The 17,076-nt window shown below is 61.7% G+C and carries 16 protein-coding genes and 1 pseudogene; 13 read left to right on the top strand and 4 right to left on the bottom strand.

Going from position 1 to position 17,076, the window contains the following annotated elements; genetic code table 11:
- Window positions 1–16 precede the first annotated feature (16 nt).
- From IB235_RS11050 to IB235_RS11040, 3 genes are read left to right on the top strand one after another with little or no spacing between them, the layout of a single operon-like run.
- Entirely contained in the window at window positions 17–1,468 is a 1,452-nt protein-coding gene (locus tag IB235_RS11050) for an aldehyde dehydrogenase (RefSeq protein WP_192336765.1), read from the top strand.
- 15 nt (window positions 1,469–1,483) lie between these two features.
- Window positions 1,484–3,187, top strand: a complete 1,704-nt coding sequence (locus IB235_RS11045; RefSeq protein ID WP_192336764.1) for a thiamine pyrophosphate-requiring protein — start codon at window positions 1,484–1,486, stop codon at window positions 3,185–3,187.
- A gap of 27 nt (window positions 3,188–3,214) precedes the next feature.
- Window positions 3,215–3,748, top strand: coding sequence for a 2,4'-dihydroxyacetophenone dioxygenase family protein (locus IB235_RS11040; protein ID WP_192336763.1), 534 nt, complete (start codon window positions 3,215–3,217; stop codon window positions 3,746–3,748).
- A 402-nt stretch (window positions 3,749–4,150) separates the two neighbouring features.
- On the opposite strand, the pseudogene IB235_RS11035 reads toward IB235_RS11040, so the two are convergent.
- From IB235_RS11035 to IB235_RS11025, 3 genes and pseudogenes are all read right to left on the bottom strand, one after another.
- Window positions 4,151–5,048: pseudogene (locus IB235_RS11035) on the bottom strand (IS481 family transposase).
- Between the two features lie 449 nt (window positions 5,049–5,497).
- On the bottom strand, window positions 5,498–6,553 hold the full coding sequence (locus IB235_RS11030) for a ParB N-terminal domain-containing protein (protein ID WP_155040376.1): 1,056 nt from the start codon (window positions 6,551–6,553) through the stop codon (window positions 5,498–5,500).
- The gene (locus tag IB235_RS11025) at window positions 6,550–7,863 is read right to left on the bottom strand and encodes an AAA family ATPase (protein WP_192336762.1); all 1,314 of its coding nucleotides are present in this window, start codon (window positions 7,861–7,863) and stop codon (window positions 6,550–6,552) included. The genes IB235_RS11030 and IB235_RS11025 overlap by 4 nt, the downstream gene beginning before the upstream one ends.
- A 370-nt stretch (window positions 7,864–8,233) precedes the next feature.
- Here IB235_RS11025 and IB235_RS11020 point away from each other — a divergent pair, with 370 nt between their 5' ends.
- Entirely contained in the window at window positions 8,234–8,929 is a 696-nt protein-coding gene (locus tag IB235_RS11020) for a hypothetical protein (protein WP_192336761.1), read from the top strand.
- A gap of 46 nt (window positions 8,930–8,975) precedes the next feature.
- Here the strand turns inward: IB235_RS11020 and IB235_RS11015 are convergent, their stop codons facing one another.
- Complete coding sequence (locus IB235_RS11015) at window positions 8,976–9,905, bottom strand: helix-turn-helix domain-containing protein (protein ID WP_192336760.1); 930 nt, start codon at window positions 9,903–9,905, stop codon at window positions 8,976–8,978.
- 144 nt (window positions 9,906–10,049) lie between these two features.
- Here IB235_RS11015 and IB235_RS11010 point away from each other — a divergent pair, with 144 nt between their 5' ends.
- From IB235_RS11010 to paaA, 9 genes are all read left to right on the top strand, one after another.
- The gene (locus tag IB235_RS11010) at window positions 10,050–11,180 is read left to right on the top strand and encodes an amine dehydrogenase large subunit (protein ID WP_192336759.1); all 1,131 of its coding nucleotides are present in this window, start codon (window positions 10,050–10,052) and stop codon (window positions 11,178–11,180) included.
- A gap of 1 nt (window position 11,181) precedes the next feature.
- Complete coding sequence (locus tag IB235_RS11005; RefSeq protein ID WP_192336758.1) at window positions 11,182–11,745, top strand: MauE/DoxX family redox-associated membrane protein; 564 nt, start codon at window positions 11,182–11,184, stop codon at window positions 11,743–11,745.
- Window positions 11,733–12,323: a redoxin domain-containing protein gene (locus IB235_RS11000; protein WP_155040382.1), complete on the top strand. Its 591-nt coding sequence runs from the start codon at window positions 11,733–11,735 to the stop codon at window positions 12,321–12,323. Before IB235_RS11005 ends, IB235_RS11000 begins: the two co-directional genes overlap by 13 nt.
- Window positions 12,324–12,348: 25 nt before the next feature.
- Window positions 12,349–12,876 carry a methylamine dehydrogenase light chain gene (locus IB235_RS10995; RefSeq protein ID WP_192336757.1) on the top strand — a complete coding sequence of 176 codons (528 nt, stop codon included), beginning with the start codon at window positions 12,349–12,351 and terminating at the stop codon, window positions 12,874–12,876.
- Between the two features lie 6 nt (window positions 12,877–12,882).
- Complete coding sequence (locus IB235_RS10990; RefSeq protein WP_192336756.1) at window positions 12,883–13,338, top strand: cytochrome c; 456 nt, start codon at window positions 12,883–12,885, stop codon at window positions 13,336–13,338.
- Window positions 13,335–13,784 (top strand): cytochrome C, encoded by a 450-nt coding sequence (locus IB235_RS10985; protein WP_155040385.1) that lies wholly within the window; start codon window positions 13,335–13,337, stop codon window positions 13,782–13,784. The genes IB235_RS10990 and IB235_RS10985 overlap by 4 nt, the downstream gene beginning before the upstream one ends.
- Window positions 13,785–13,876: 92 nt before the next feature.
- A complete protein-coding gene (locus tag IB235_RS10980) occupies window positions 13,877–14,710 on the top strand; it encodes a PaaX family transcriptional regulator C-terminal domain-containing protein (RefSeq protein ID WP_192336755.1) in 834 nt (277 codons plus the stop codon).
- Window positions 14,711–14,872: 162 nt separating this feature from the next.
- The gene (gene pcaF, locus IB235_RS10975) at window positions 14,873–16,075 is read left to right on the top strand and encodes a 3-oxoadipyl-CoA thiolase (protein WP_370576878.1); all 1,203 of its coding nucleotides are present in this window, start codon (window positions 14,873–14,875) and stop codon (window positions 16,073–16,075) included.
- A gap of 14 nt (window positions 16,076–16,089) precedes the next feature.
- Window positions 16,090–17,076: a 1,2-phenylacetyl-CoA epoxidase subunit PaaA gene (gene paaA / locus IB235_RS10970; protein WP_192336753.1), complete on the top strand. Its 987-nt coding sequence runs from the start codon at window positions 16,090–16,092 to the stop codon at window positions 17,074–17,076.

Raw genomic sequence — 17,076 nt, 5'->3', positions numbered from 1 at the left:
CCGGAAGGAGACCGAGATGAACATGCTGGGACTGAAGATCGACAATGCCGAGGTCGAAGCCGCCGGAGGCCGCCGCTTTGAACGGCTGAACCCGATTTCGGGCGAATTGGCGACGACGGTTGCCGCGGCCTCGGTCGAGGATGCCCGCGCCGCCGCAAATTCGGCCGCCCGCGCCTTTCCGGCATGGTCGGCAACCGGACCGGGTGAGCGTCGCCGGTTGCTGAACGCTGCCGCCGACCGGCTACAGGAACGCGCCGGAGAGTTCGTTCTGGCCATGGCCGAGGAAACCGGCGCGACTGCAGGCTGGGCGATGTTCAACGTCAAGCTCGCCTCGGACATGCTGCGCGAGGCCGCGTCATTTACCACCCAGATCGCGGGCGAGGTCATCCCCTCGAACCGGCCCGGCAGCCTTGCGATGGCCGTGCGCCAACCCGCCGGGGTGGTGCTGTCCATGGCACCTTGGAATGCGCCGGTCATTCTGGGGGTCAGATCGCTGGCGACCCCACTGGCCTGCGGTAATACCGTGGTCATGAAAACATCCGAGATTTGCCCGCGCACCCATCGCCTGATCGTGGACGCGCTGCATGACGCGGGCTTCCCACCGGGCGTGATCAACGCGATCTCGAACGCACCCGAGGACGCGGGCGAGATCGTCGAGGCGCTGATCGCCCATCCCGCCGTGCGGCGGGTGAACTTCACCGGCTCGACCCGCGTGGGCCGGATCATCGCGGAAACCGCCGGTCGCCACCTGAAGCCCGCACTGCTGGAACTGGGTGGCAAGGCGCCCTTCATCGTGCTGGACGATGCCGATCTGGATCAGGCAGTCGCGGCGGCAGCCTTTGGTTCCTACATGAACCAAGGCCAGATCTGCATGTCAACGGAACGAATTGTGGTCGATCAGACCATTGCGGATGAGTTTGTCGGGAAACTTACCGCCAAGGTGGAAACCTTGAAGGCGGGCGATCCGCGCCGCAGCGATACGCCACTGGGTTCGGTCGTCGATGCCGCCGCCGCACAGCGGATCGACTCTCTGATCCGGGATGCAGTCTCAAAAGGCGCCCGGCTGGTCGCTGGCGGACGGATCGACGGCACCATCGTTGATGCAACCCTGATCGACCATGTCCGCCCCGCCATGCGGCTTTACGGCGAGGAGAGCTTTGGCCCCGTCGTTTCGGTGATCCGGGTCGGCTCGATCGACGAGGCGGTCAGGATCGCCAATGACACCGAATATGGCCTGTCGGCGGCGGTCTTTGGCCGCGACATCAACCGTGCCATGAGCGTGGCCCGGCGGATCGAATCCGGCATTTGCCATATCAATGGCCCGACCGTCCATGATGAGGCGCAGATGCCCTTTGGTGGGGTCAAGGCCTCGGGCTATGGGCGCTTTGGTGGCAAGGCAGGTATCGCCGAATTCACCGAGCTGCGCTGGATCACCATTCAGGACGGCCCGATCCATTACCCGATCTGACAGCTGGGGGATGCCATGGATGGCGGAAAGCCCGTGACGATCACCGCCGGAGGCGCGTTGCTGGCCCGGTTGAAGGCGGTTGGCGTCGATTACATCTTTGCCAATTCCGGCACGGACTTCCCGCCAATCATCGAGGGGCTGGCCGAGGCCGAGGCACAGGGCGTCCCCCTGCCCCGCGCCATCGTCATCCCGCATGAAAGCGCGGCCATGGGCATGGCGCATGGCTATGCGCTGGCGACGGGGCGACCGCAGGCGGTCATGGCGCATACGAATGTGGGATTGGCCAATTGCGCCATTGGCGCGATCAACGCCGCAACCGAGCATATTCCGGTCCTGCTGTTTTCCGGTCGAACGCCAGCGACCGAAAAGGGGCATTTCGGCTCTCGCACCGTGCCGATCGGCTGGGGGCAGGAAATGCGCGACCAGACGGCGCTGGTCCGCGAGGCAGTGAAATGGGACGATGAGCTGCGCGTGCCCGAACATGTCGGACCGACCGTTGACCGCGCTTTCGCCATTGCCAGCTCGACCCCACGTGGCCCGGTCTATGTCAGCCTGCCACGAGAGGTGTTGTGCCAGCCCTGCCCCGTCGAGGGACTGGATGCGCCGCCCTCGATGTCCCCTGCCCTGCATTTCCCCGACCCGTCGGCAATCCATGAGGCCGCGCGGCTACTGGCCGGTGCCAGCCGCCCGGTCATCTTTGCCCAACGCGGAGCGGGCTCGGCCGAGGGCTTTGCCGCGCTTGCTGAACTGGCCGGGGATTGGGGCATTCCGGTGTGCCAGTACTGGGCGGTCCAGCTCGCCATGGCGACAGATCATCCGATGGCGGCGGGACCAGATCCGTCACCGCTGCTGGCCCAAGCCGATGTCATTCTGGTGCTGGATGCGCTGGCGCCGTGGTCACCAGACATCCATCCCTTGCGACCGGGCTGCAAGGTCATCCAGATGGGTCAGGACCCGCTGTTTCAGCGATCACCGGTACGGCATTTCCGTTCGGATCTGACCATCGCCTGCGATCTGGACCGGGGACTGATCGCCTTGCGGGATACAATGGCGACGCTGCTCAGAACTGCCGGAACCGCAGAAAGGGTCGCGCAGGTCACCGCCCGTAACGCCGCAGCACGCAAGACGGTTCTGAAACGCGCCGAGGCCGGACGCGCCGCGCCGATGACCAAGGAATGGGTCAGCCTGTGCCTGTCGCGAGCGATTGACGGCCGCAAGGCCACCATCCTGTCAGAACTCGGCTGCCCCCTGCCCCCGATGAAACTGAGCGATCATCGCGCGTGGTATCAGGAGCCTCATTCCGGCGGGCTGGGCTGGTCATTCCCAGCTGCACTGGGGATGCAGCTGGCCGATCCCTCGCGACTGGTGGTCGCGACAATGGGCGACGGATCCTATATGTTTTCGAACCCGGTCGCCTGCCATCAGATAGCCGAGGCGCTGCGCCTGCCTATCCTGGTGATGATCCTGAACAACGGCGAATGGGGGGCAGTGCGGCAGTCCGTCACCGGACTTTACCCTGATGGCTTTGCCGCACGGGCGAACCGGATGCCACTGACCTCGCTGGCGCCCCTGCCCGACTTCACCATGATCGCACGCGCCAGCCGCGCTCATGCCGAGCGTGTCGAGGATGGCGATGCGTTGTCCGCCGCAATCGCTCGTGCACTCGACCAGATCGCCAGCGGTAGCCCTGCGCTGCTTGACATCCAGATACGCGCCTAAGTCCATTCCCGCCTACAGGAGAGCAAGATGCCGGAACGCGCCACCACGGAGTTCTGGAAAGACCTGAAGCCAATCACGCGGGTCTTTCAGCCAGACGCCCTTCCCGAAGTTTACATGGCCAATGCCCCAACCGAAGATGAGCGCTACTATGTGCCCTTCACCGACACGGTGTCGTCCCGTCCTCTGTCGATATCACCCACGCAGAACAAGTGGTGTGACATCCTGATGGCGAAAAGCGCGGGTCTGGTGAACCGCCACTATCACCCGCATGAGGTCTTTGCCTACACGATCTCGGGAAAATGGGGCTATCTGGAACATGACTGGACCGCGACGGCGGGAGATTTCGTTTACGAGACACCCGGCGAGGGCCACACGCTCATCGCCTATGAACATGACGAGCCGATGCGGGTCTTCTTTCAAGTCACCGGTCCGCTAATCTGGCTGGACGAGGCAGGCGAACCGAATGGATTTTTCGACGTGCACAACTACATCGAGCTTTGCCGCAACCATTACGACAAAGTTGGGTTGGGCCGTGGCTACATCGACAGCCTGTTCCGTTAGGGCCTGCTGCCGCAGCTTACCCGGCGGCCTCCCGGCCTGCGTAGCGAGTGTACTATCTGAAGCACGATTTTATCGGCACGGATGCTGCAATCAGGGGTGTCCATCAAGGCGTTGCATTGAAGTGGCGTTTTGGGGCTGCAACTACAGAGTTTATCGGATCGCCGATGATCGGGAAGGCTGCGCTGAAAGCCATCGCTTCGAGAGACGTGCACCAAGGGGAACAACCCGCCCCTTGACAGCTTCGGCGATGAGTTCAGGAATTGCGCCGTAGCCGTGAGATCGCCGCAGGCTCCTTATTGGTTTTGTCGATGACGTCGCGCTGGCGGATGCGAGACTTATCATTGAGTCAAAGCCTGATTTTCGTGAGTGTGATGCAATGAAGGCTGCGAGACACCCGCCCGCTTATGATAGCCGCTCTTTGAGCGCCTCATAAGGCGTTTTGCCTTTGAAAGCCCCGTGAGGTCTGGCGAGGTTATAGAAACGCTCCCACTCGCCCAACTTGGCTTCGAGATCCACGTCGTCCTTGTAGGTGAGGAGTTGGTAGAAATCTTCCTGGTCGGAGCGATGTGATCGCTCGACCTTTCCGTTCAGCTGGGGTGACGCTGGTTTGATGTAGGCATGGCGGATGCCCTTGTCCTCGACATGCCAATGGAATTTTGCTTGGAACTCGTGCCCGTTATCGGTCCGCACCTCGCTGATGCGGAAGGGAAACTTGTCGATGACATGGTCGATGAAGTCGATGGCGTTGGCCTGGGTATGCCGCGCATAGATCTTCAACGCCCTGATGCGTGTCGCATCATCAATCGCGGTATATTGAAAACGCCTGATTTTCTTTCTTTTTTCAGCGATGAAGGTCAGGAACTTCACATCGACTTGGATCTGGTGGCCCGGCACCTGCTGGTTGTAGCGCTTGGTGTGGATTTTCCGCATGCGCGTGCCGCGCGGCAACTGGTTCATCCCATTGCGGCGCAGAATGCGATAGACATTGGCATCCGATATCCGAATGTCGTGATAGCGATCGAGATACCAGACGATCCTCACCGGCCCCAAATGGTAGCTTCGGCGTAGGTGCAAGACCTTCTCCTCGATTTCTGGTGCAGTCCTGTTGGCCGGCCTCTTCGGGATCGGCTTTCGGTTGATCAAGCATTCGTCACCCAGTTTTCGATAAGCCGCCTGCCATCCTTAGAAACTAGCGCGGCCGACCCCCAAAATAGCGGCAGGTTTTCTGAACGTTCCCGCTTTCCGCCGCGTGTTGCAGAATGCGAAGCTTGCGCTGGATTTCTCGGCGATCCTCTTTCATGCCAAACACCCTTTCTCTTCTCCATTTTCAAGAAGGGTGTCTCGTAAGATCCTACATTTCTACAGAGTCAGCGCCAGGACAGCGGCACATCCACATACTAGGGTGTGGTTACGATGCTCTTCGGACACCTGCTCGGCGCTGGCGTGAGTGCATCAACTAGGTGGCATGAGAGACAAAGGCCACACGCTAGGGGCCCACCTAAACAGTTGCCAGAAGCTGCGATCGCGTGTCTCCGCGACCGCCGCGGATCATGGATCCGTTTTCGAATATGCGCAACCCAGGGTCGATAACGTTTCCTGGACCTTCAGTTCGAAAGACTTTAACCCGCAATATATTATCCAGATGCGGATAGATCAGAATGGAATGGTGAGTATCCTAGCACACCGAACATAAGCGCCGAAGGGTAACCCACGGGTTACCCTTCATAACCAGCGGCGGTAACCCGTGGGTTACTTGTCGTCCAGGACGGCTTGAAACGCTTCGATAGCGCGCTGCAGCTTACGTCGATCCACCGCCGAAAAATCCGCGTCTGACAAGATGCGGCATTCCCCACGACGCGCAGTGACCTTTGCCGCGCCGACATGAAACTCGTACTTCACGCTTTTCGGGCGGGTCTTCTCCTCCGCCTTCTCGCTCGGCCGCTCGGCGGGTTCTTCGAGAAAGCGGCGAAGGATGTCGTTCTGCTCGTCTGCGGTCTCAATCGCGGAAAGCATCTTGATCAATCTCGCAGCAATGCCGGGGCTGGCCTGAAGTTTGCGCGCGACGTCGACACCCAGATTGCGAGACACCGATTTAGGAAAGCGCAGAGCGTCCCCCAATTCAGAAACCAGATGCACAAAACTTCGAATGTAGGATCTCTTCATCTTGTGCAGAGAGGCGTAGAGCCGGCCGACAAGTTCATCCGCGCCCTGCTCATCCAAGCCAATATCTTTCGCGGCCAGGATCGCAACCTGCGCCATCTCGGCAAAGCTCAGGTCCTCACGGATCACGTTTTCTTCGACCATATCGATGTACAGATCGATGCGGCTTTCCGGCCCGTCAGACACGCGCGCCACCACTTTGGCAAAGCGACCGTCTCCGGTTTCCTGGCGAAGTTGCTGAAGCGCGTTCAGCCTCCGCCAACCTTTTTTCAGCTGATACCCGCCTGGCGTCTGATAGACCTCAATGGGTTCTTTCTGGCCGCGCTCACGGATCGACGCCTTGAGTTCCTCCATCTCATCCGACGCCGCTACCGAGGTCAGATCCAGCCGATCGCGCGGCAAATCATCCATCCGGACATCATCCAGCGGAATCGAGACAAGTACCCTGCCCTCATCCTGCGCCTGTCGGAACGCCTTGGCATCAGCAGCATTCTGGCGGCGCTGCTCGACGAGATTGTCGGTGCTTTCGTTCAAGCTGCTGGCAGCTTCGCGGACAGCGGCCCCCATTGGGCCAACATCTCTGCGGCGTGGCGCTACATCAGATGCGCTCAGCGGGCCGAAGCCGAACTTGTTCTTGCCACTCATGCCTCAACCTCTTCCTTGACGATGCTGCGCGCCTCCCAAGCGCGAAGCACGGTGTCCTTGAACTCGCCATAGGCCGCGTCGAAGCTTTGGCGCGCGCGCTTCCACGTCTCACGGGTCATCTGCCGGTAGTCCTGCTCATAGACCGATTGCTGGAAGCGGCCCGATTGCTCGACAGCCCGGGTCATCTCGATGGCATTGTGACAAACATCGGCACCAAAAACGTTTCGGAACGCGTCCATCATCGCCAGATGCAATGGGTTCGAAGTCTCGAACCGCGTCATCAACAGCCGGACATCATCGAAACGTTTCGGCAGTCGGATACCTGCATCCTCTGCAACCTTGCCAAACCCGTCCGAGATGTCCTCAAGCGCATCCCCCAACTGGCCAAGGAAGCTGGTGGTCGAGTCGTACTCCCAATATCCGGGGCCCGAGGGGATATAGAGGATATCCGCCGCAAAAGCCGCATTGAGCGACTGGTAACCAATAGCCGGCGGGCAGTCGAAGATGATCAGGTCATACTGATCCTCGGGCAGTTCTTCGAGATAGCGCGAGACACAGCCAAAGAAGCTCCAAGCCTTGTGCATGGAACGGTATTGGGCACTGGCGAACTCGACGAAGGCCGCATTGGCGCAACTGGGAATGATGTCGATCGTCGACCAGGCGGTTTTCTGGATGAAGTCCTGCGCGCGTTGCGAGCCAATCGACTGGACATCGTCCGGCAACTCATCGGCAGCGGGGTAGGGGCAGTCACCCGGATCGTCATAGGCGGCAACGATCCGGTCGGCCTCGCGGCACAGGTCGCGACACATGATGCCCCAGACAGTGTTCCACTCCTTGACCTCTACCAGCCCCATCGAATGGGTCAGGGTCGCTTGCGGATCGAAATCGATCACCAACACACGATAACCGTCCAGCGCAGCGGCGTTGGCCAGATGCTGGGCCACGACGGTCTTGCCGACGCCTCCCTTGAAGTTCGAGACAGCGACGCGCATGGCTCGACCTGCCGGGCGTTTTGGCAGCAGGTTCTTGCCCCGGAAACGCAGGCGACGGCGCAGTTCGTTGATCTCGGCCAGCGAGAACCAGCGTTGCCTCCCGTCATCCTCAACCGCGCCCTGCGGGAGCGAGGGATCGTCAGCCAGCTTCTTGCGCAACGTGTCCGCGGGCACGTCGAACATGAACTGGCTAATCTCCCAGATCGAGAACGGACGGAGGATCTTTTTCTCGGCAGGCGAAAAGGTCGCCTTTCTGACCGCAGCCTGCTGGGCAAGGCTGCGTTCGTTCATGGACTGTAGGTCGGAGTGATCGCGCATGACACTGCTCGTCTTTTTTGCTAATTCCACTTCAATAGCGCGAATTTTCAAATGTGCAAAACAGGAGTTCGCGTAATTCGGGATTTTCGCGACGTTTTCGGAATTACGCGATAATCCTGCCACAAGGCACCGAGTTCTGGTGACAGATCAGCAGGAATTCGGGACTTATGGTGACAAACCCCGGGCAATAAGGTGGCGGGCTAGTGTCACCCATAACCAACTAAACCAATTTTTCCTGTATTTTACGGAATTTGGCACTGATCCCGTTTTTACGTTCCCATTGACAAATCACGGGATCAGCGATCACTCTCATGTGAAAGCGGGAATCGGTCGAAGAAACCGAAAACCAGAGGAAGCAGGACAGATCAGGATGGACCTCAAAAGGTTTACCGGCCCACAGGCAGGGTCGCAGAAATACGACCTTCTGACCGCCATGGCGATTGCCGGGCTGAATGGGACACCCGGATTCCAGACCTCGATGCTGCGACTGATTGCCTTGGTCACGGCTCGCTACAATTGGAAGGCCGATGAGTTCACTGTCGGTCAGCGGGATCTGGGCAAAATGTGGTCCGTCGATGAACGTACCGTCAAGCGCGAGATCAAACGCCTGACCACTGCACAGATCCTGCTGCAGTTACGACCGGGTGTGCGGGGCAGGGTGGCGGCCTATCGTCTCAATTATGCCGAGCTCTATCGGCTGAGTGCACCGCATTGGCATGAGGTCGGCCCGGACTTCTCGGCACGGATGGAGAGCAGCCATCCGCAGGCAGAGCCACAGGAACAGAAGATCGTCCGCGTCGATTTTCGCAGCCGGGCCGAACAGCCTGCCGACCTGCCGCAAGAGCCATGGGCCCGCACATTGCTGCGCCTGTCCGAGACCGAACCGGGGCTGCATCGCAACTGGTTCTCGGCCCTGGCATTCGTCAGCTATGACGCGGGCGTTCTTTGCGTGAGGGCCCCGTCATCGTTTGTCGGCCAATATGTCATGGTTCATCATCTGCGGCCCCTGCAGGACATGGCCCAGATCGAATTTCCAGGTCTGCGTCGCCTGATCATTTCGGATTGATCAGTGAACCGCGAAACATGACTGGAATGCGGATAAAAATCTCTGTCTAGATGGAATCCCGCGCATCCTTTGGGCGCATCCCGAACATCTCGCGGAAGGCCAAGGAAAAGCGCCCGGCATGCATGTAGCCATAGTCCAGCGCGATTTCCCCGATCGACTGCTTGTCGGGATTGGTCCTCAAAGTCCGATAGACATCATTCATCCGCCATGCCGCCAGCAGATCGTCCAATCGGGTCTCGGTCAAAGCTAGGCAGGCTTTTCGCAATTCGGCCCGGCTCCGGTCCAGCCTTGCCGACAGGCCGGAAACCGTCAGATCTTCGGGCATCAGCCGTTCGCAAGCGGCGACGATCTCGTCGAAGATGGCGAAATCCCGCCGCGAGGAACCACGCTCTGAACTGCTGGCGGGCCCGAGCAGCGACAGATGATCGCGAATCAGGTCAGGTAGAATCCTCATCAGATCGTCGCGGGCATAGCCCTCGCGGGCGATGTCCAGAACGGTACAGAGCCACGACGTAAAGGTTGCGCCCCTATACTCAAGACCAATGCTGGCCGAGTGGATTTCGGGCTCGACCGGCAGCGACACGATCAGCAGGTCCATGCCCTCACGCAGATAGGCCCGGTTGTCGCGGCCAGCCGGGGGCATGATCGCGCCACCGGGATGGAGGGACCCGAATGACCCCGTCCCATGGCTGTTCGGACCTACGGGCAGGGCCACGCACATGACATTGTCAGGAAAGCGGAATTCGTTTTCCATCGCGCGGTTTGATCTTTCGCGTGACAGGCACAGGTCCCCGGCTATCAGGCTTTCGATGCGACCCGCAAAGGTTCCCTTGCTGATCTGTCGATAGCGCTGCTCGAACCCTTCCAGCCCGCGCTCCTGCACGGTGAAATCGCTGTAGCTGCGCGCGGTATAAGACCAGTATCCGGTCTGGACATTGATCGGCGCATGATTGGCTGTGTCCGCAAATTGCGGCATGGCTGTGTCTCCTCCCCCCGTCCCTTGCGGGCGCTGTCGGGTCTCTTGCCCGATATTGTAGCAGAAAAAAACTGAAAACCTGTATAAAGACTGACCGAGCGGTCAGTTTATGTTTCCTGAAAAATTCCAACAGGAGACGGCTCCGTGAAACTGACCACTGCTTTGACCCTGACCCTGGCAGGGCTTGCCGGGATGGCCCATGCCGCCGACGAGATCCAGCCCGAGACCCTGACCATCGAAAAGACGATCGCCCCAGGGCCGAACGTGCTGGTGATGGATTTCGGTATGGTCGGTTCGTCACCCGTTTACGTCTTCGGCAGCGAAGAGCTGAAGCTCAAGGGCAATATCGGCACCGGCTCGTTCGGCCAGATGGTGCTGAGCAAGGACGGCAAGACGCTGTATACCGTCTCGGCCTATCTTGAGCGCTACGTCTATGGCGACATCGACGCTGTGATCCACGAATGGGATCTGCAGACCATGACCGCCAAGCGCGAATTTGAGATCAACGACAAGTTCGGCCATGCCGAAAGCCAGCCGGGCCTGCTGACGCTGGCGGATGACGAAAAGTTCCTGCTGGTCCAGAACGCGACCCCCGCGACCTCGGTCACCGTTGTCGACCTTGCCAAAGGAGCGGACATCGCCGAAGTCCCGACGCCGGGATGCTGGACCGCGATCCCGGCTGTGGAAGGCCGCCGTTTCACCTCGATCTGCGGCGACGGCACGCTGGCCAGCTATGGCTTTGAGGCGGACGGCACCTTCACCAAGCCGGTGAAATCCGCCCAGATCTTTGACGCCGACAAGGATGCGCTGTTCGCCAATCCGCTGCGGGTCGGGTCGAAGCTGGTCTATCTGTCCTTCGGCGGAAATTTCCTTGTCGTCGATGACAGCGCCGAGACCGCGACGCTTGAAAAGACCGTCTCGATCGAGGGCGGCGAATGGGCTCCGGGTGGCTCCGAGGTGATGACCTATCACGCGCCCTCGAACACCATCTTCGTGATGATGCACAAGGGTGCGTTCGACGGTTCGCACAAGAACCCGGCCGAAGAAATCTGGGCTGTCGATGCCGAGACCTTCAAGGTCAAGGGCCGTTCGGCCGCCAATGGCGAAACCGGCATTCTGGCGACCAAGGGTGACGCGCCTGAACTGTTCGGCGTGACCCATACCGGTACGCTGGTGAAATACAGCGTGGCCCTTGGCGACGAGGTCACCCTGACCAAGTCGGCCGAACGTGAAGGCGCCGCCATCTTCCCGGCACTGATGGTTTCGGACTTCTAAGATGGAGACGGGTCTGTCGCTTGCCGCAAGCGGGCTCGCCTGGGTGCTGGCCTTGGTGCTGTGTCGGGCAAGCCTGCACAAGCTGACGGACTTCTACCGCACGGTCGGGGCGGCGCTGGATTACGGCGCCGCGCCCGAGGCCTGGGTTCCCCGTCTGGTCCGCCTGCTGGGCATCGTCGAGGCTGGCTGCGTGCTGGCCCTGATCGTGCCTGCCAGTCGTCCTTTTGCCGGAATGGTCGCGGCCATCCTGTTCGCGGTCTACGCGCTTTTGATGGCGCGGGTGCTGCGGCAGGGCAGGGTGCAGATCGACTGCGGCTGCGGTGGTGCACCACAACCCATCTCGGGGCTCAGCCTGCTGCGCAATGGCGTGCTGACCGGGGCAGGGGTCGCGGTGGCCTTGCTGCCGGTCGCGGCGACCGGTCCGCTTGGCGCGATCCTCGGCCTGCTGTGCGGGCTGACGCTGTTCGCCAGCTACGCGCTTTTGGAAAAATTCGCCTCGCATTTGCCGCAGATCCGGCAGGTGCGGCACGATCTGTCGAGAGGATCCATGCAATGGAATACATGATCTTTGCGCTGGTCGCGCTTTGGGTGGTCGTCCTGATCCAGTTCGGGGTCATCTACGTGCTGGCCCGCCAGATCGGCGTGCTGTTCGAGCGCGTGGCCCCGGTCGGAGCGATGATCTCTCATGCCGGGCCAGAGATCGGCGCGCGTGCGCCGGACTTGATGCTGCCGAACCTGAATGGCCCCGGCCTTTCGCTGGGCGCGGTTCAGGACAAGGCGCGGCTGGTGTTCTTCCTGTCCACGACCTGCCCGATCTGCAAGGCGCTGCTGCCGGCGCTGAAATCCATCCGCGCCGATGAATCGCGTTGGCTGGATGTCGTGCTGGCCTCGGATGGGCGCGAGACCCTGCACCGCCACCTGATCGAGGCCGAGGATCTGGGCAGCTTCCCCTATACGCTCTCGTCCGAGCTGGGGATGGCCTTCAAGGTCTCGAAACTGCCCTTCGGTGTGCTGATCGGGGCGGATGGCGTGGTGATCGCCAAGGGCCTCGTGAACAACCGCGAACAACTGGAAAGCCTGCTGACGGCCTCCGAAACCGGCGTGGCCTCGCTGCAGGCCGCCCACAGCCTGAACGCTGCATAAACAATATCACAGGGAAGATGGAACAATGACGAAATTCCTGGACCGCCTGCTTTCCGGCCTTGACCGGATGACCGAAGCCAAAGCCCGCGGCGCGGCCCGCCGCCACGGCCGCCGCAGCTTCCTCGCCCGTGCGGGCGGGGCGATTGTCGGCGGTGTCGCGCTGGCCCCGATCCTGCCCTTCGACCGTCGCGCCAATGCGGCTGGCGCTGCCGCCGCCGGGGATGAATGTGGCTACTGGCGCCATTGTGCCATCGACGGCTTCCTGTGTCAGGACGCTGGCGGCACGCTGACTTCCTGCCCGCCCGGCTCCAGTGTCTCGGCAGTGTCCTGGGTCGGCACCTGCACCAATCCGGATGACAACAAGGACTATCTGATCAGCTACAACGATTGCTGCGGCAAGCCGCTGATCCCGATGACCACCTTCTGCTACAACTCGAAGGGCGAGCGTCCGGGCTACCGCATGGGTCTGTATAACGACGTCAACTGGTGCATGGCCAACGAAGCCAAGGGCTACCACTGCACCGTGTCCGTCGTCGTCGGGCTGGCGGAGTAATCTGGAATGACGTCGTTCAAGATTGCCGCTTGTTTCACGGTTGCGACCCTCACAGGGCTGGCCCCGTCCTTCGCGGCCGACCCCGCACCGGGCGAGGCGCTGTTTTCCGAAAACTGCGCCGCCTGCCATAACGAGGGCGGGATCGGGACGCCGGGCCTTGCGCCCCCTCTGAACCGTCCGGGCTTCTGGGCGGGGCTGGGCGATCAGGCACCGGCCTATATCTCGGGCGTGACCCTGCACGGTCTGAATGGCACGATCACCGCGGCGGGCGAAAAGTATATCGGTCTTGCCATGCCGCCGATCGCCGATCTTGCCGATGAGGATCTTGCCGCGATCAACAGCTGGGTGTTGGGCACGCTTGGTGAAACCAAGCTGGCCGTTTCGGTTGAGGACATCGCCAAGGCCAAGGCCGAAAAGGTCAGCGCCGCCGATCTGCGGGCCATGCGCCCGAAGTCCGAGTGACGCCGGTGTCGCGCCGGGCCGCGACCGCGGCAGCACTGGCGCTGGTCCTTGCGACCGGCGCACAGGCGCAGGAGCGTTCGGCCCGCGCGAACTATGTCCTGCTCTGCTCGGGCTGTCACAATGTCTCGGGACTGGGCAGTGAGGAAGGCGGCATCCCCGCCTTCCCCGGCTCGGTCGGCAAGATCGCGGCTTTCGACCGGGGTCGCACCTACATGATGCATGTGCCGGGCGTTGTCTCGAACTCGATGAGCAATGCCGAGATCGCGGCGGTGATGAACTACATCCTCGACACCTGGGCCCCCGAGGCCGGGGCCGCGCCTTTCACCGCCGAGGAAGTCACCGCGCGCCGCAAGCTGCCGATCCCGGATATCGTGGTCGAACGCCGCGAAGTCACCGAGGAACTGGCCGCCAAGGGCATCGACATCGCCACATACCCTTGGCCCTGATCACGGCGCCTATGGCGTCATCGCAGAGCGCATCGTAAGGAAACACCGCGCGGGCCGCACTTTGGCCCGCGTCTTTGCATCTGCGGGGGGCAATGGCTGAAGACGGATTGATTGCCGGGATACTGGACGGGCTGTCGCTGCGCTCGGCTGCCTTCATCGTGACCATCTATGGCGATGTCGTTCTGCCGCGCGGCGGCGTCCTGTGGACCGGAACGCTGATCGAGATCTGCGAGCGCGTCGGCATCAACGAATCCCTTGTCCGCACCGCCGTCTCGCGTCTGGTCGCGGCGCGGCGTCTGAAGGGCGAAAGGGCAGGGCGGCGCAGCTATTACCGTCTGGATGCCTCGGCGCAGAAGGAATTCGCTGAGGCCGCGACCCTGCTCTACGCCCCCGACATTCCCGCACATGGCTGGCAGATCCTGCACGCCCCGGCCCTGTCCGAGGATGACGCCCACCGCCTGCGCATGGGCCATCTGGGCGGGCAGGTCTATATCCGCCCAGACCGTGGCCAGCCTGCGCCTCGTGGTGCTGTGCTGTTTCACGCCACCGACCCCGAAACCCTTCCGGCACTTGCCGGATATTGGGATCTGTCCGCATTGCAGACCCGCTATCTGGACATGCTCAGTCGTTTTGCCGGGCTGCGCGATGCGGGGCGCCTGCACGGGCTATCGGATGCCGATGCACTGGTCGCGCGGCTGCTGCTGGTGCATGTCTATCGCAACGTCCTTCTGCGCGACCCGCGCCTGCCTGCGACGGTCCTGCCGCCCGATTGGAAAGGCGCCGAGGCACGCGATCTGTTTCGTGCGCTTTACCGCGATCTGACCCCCAAGGCAGAGCGTCATATCGCCGCCCGATTCGAGGGGACTGACGGTTTGCTGACCGAGACCACCCCAGAAAGCACCACCCGACTGGCCGGGATCGCCTGAAAATACGCGAAAATTCATCCGGTTGTTCGCGCGGAAATAAACATCACAGAAGTTTTGCGATTTTCTATTCCTCTGTGATGTTTTGTCGCGTATAAGCTGACCAAGCGGTCGGTGAATTGGAGGTTTGCCGAGCTTTTCCGGAATTCAAGGGAGTGGGGCATGATTGACGCCTTCATCTGCGACGCGGTTCGGACGCCCATCGGGCGTTACGGCGGGGCTTTGGCCTCGGTCCGGGCGGACGATCTGGCGGCACTGCCGCTGAAAGCGCTGGTGGAGCGCAATCCGGGCGTGGACTGGTCCGCCGTCGATGACCTGATCTTCGGCTGCGCCAACCAAGCCGGTGAGGACAACCGCAACGTCGGTCGCATGGCCGTGCTGCTGGCGGGGATGCCGATCGGCGTTCCGGGCACCACGATCAACCGCCTTTGCGGCTCGGGCATGGATGCGGTCGGTATGGCTGCCCGCGCGATCCGCGCCGGAGATTGCGATTTTGTTCTGGCTGGCGGGGTCGAGTCGATGTCGCGCGCGCCGTTCGTCATGCCCAAGGCGGAATCGGCCTTCTCGCGTAACAATGCGGTCTATGACACCACCATCGGCTGGCGTTTCGTGAACCCGGCGATGAAGGCGCAATTCGGCGTCGACTCGATGCCGCAGACGGCTGACAACGTGGCGGGTGACTTTGGTATCTCGCGCGCCGATCAGGACGCCTTCGCTGCCCGCAGCCAAGCCCGTTGGGCCGCAGCGCAAGCTGCAGGCATCTTCGGTGCCGAAATCGTCCCGGTCACCATCCCGCAGAAAAAAGGCGAGGCGATCATCGTCTCGGCCGATGAGCATCCCCGTCCCGGCACCACGGCCGAGCAGCTGGCGAAGCTCAAGGGCGTGAACGGTCCCGATCTGACCGTGACCGCAGGCAATGCCTCGGGCGTGAACGATGGCGCGGCTGCGCTGGCGATCCTCTCGGGTGCCGCTGCCGAAAAACAGGGCCTTGTGCCGAAAGCCCGCATCGTCGCCATGGCCGCCGCTGGGGTTGAACCTCGCATCATGGGCATCGGCCCCGCTCCTGCCGCCCGCAAGGTGCTGGAGCGCGCCGGTCTGACCATCGACCAGATGGATGTGATCGAACTCAACGAGGCTTTCGCCAGCCAAGCACTTGCCACGCTGCGCGACCTTGGACTGCCCGATGACGCTCCCCATGTTAACCCGAACGGAGGGGCCATTGCGCTTGGCCATCCGCTGGGCATGTCGGGTGCCCGGCTTGTGACCACCGCAATGTATCAGCTTCACCGGACCGGGGGGCGCTACGCCCTTTGCACCATGTGCATCGGCGTGGGGCAGGGCATTGCCATGATCATCGAACGCGTCTGACAGGGAGGCCAGCCATGTATGCACAGCTCGTGAAATCCGAAGGGTCCAAGACCCGCGAAGAGATGACGCCGCAAGAAACCGCCTTCCAAGAGCGCATCGACCGCGGCGAGCGGATCGAGCCCAAGGAATGGATGCCGGAAGGCTATCGCAAGACGCTGATCCGCCAGATGGGCCAGCACGCGCATTCCGAAATCGTCGGCCAGCTTCCCGAGGGCAACTGGATCACCCGCGCCCCCACGCTGGACCGCAAGGCGATCCTGCTGGCCAAGGTGCAGGATGAGGCCGGTCACGGGCTGTATCTGTACTCGGCCGCCGAGACGCTGGGCATCTCGCGCGATGAGTTGCTGGAACAGCTTCACAACGGCAAGATGAAGTACTCCTCGATCTTCAACTATCCCACCCTGACCTGGGCCGATATCGGCGCGGTTGGCTGGCTGGTTGATGGCGCGGCGATCATGAACCAGGTGCCGCTGCAGCGCACGTCCTACGGGCCCTATGCCCGGGCGATGGTCCGCATCTGCAAAGAGGAATCCTTCCACCAGCGGCAGGGCTACGACATCATGATGAAGATGGCCTCGGGCACGCCCGAACAAAAGGCCATGGCGCAGGATGCTCTGAACCGCTTCTGGTACCCGGCGCTGATGATGTTTGGTCCCTCGGACAAGGACTCGGTCCATTCGGCCCAGTCGATGGCGTGGAAGATCAAGATCAACACCAATGACGAGCTGCGCCAGAAATTCGTCGACCAGACCGTGCCGCAGGCCAAATATCTGGGCCTGACCGTCCCCGACGAGAACTTGAAATGGAACGAGGAAAAGGGCGGCCACGATTTCAGCGAGCCGGACTGGAACGAATTCTTCGCGGTGATCGCCGGCAACGGCCCCTGCAACGAAGAGCGCCTTGGTGCCCGCGTCAAGGCTTGGGATGACGGCGCATGGTTCCGCGACGGGTTGATGGCCCATGCCGAGAAAGCGGCCTCGCGCCGTCAGGCGGCCGAGTGA

Origin of the sequence: Paracoccus sp. PAR01 (genome assembly GCF_014851995.1) — a bacterium.
Classification (GTDB): domain Bacteria; phylum Pseudomonadota; class Alphaproteobacteria; order Rhodobacterales; family Rhodobacteraceae; genus Paracoccus; species Paracoccus litorisediminis.
This window is presented reverse-complemented; position numbering and strand designations above follow the sequence as displayed.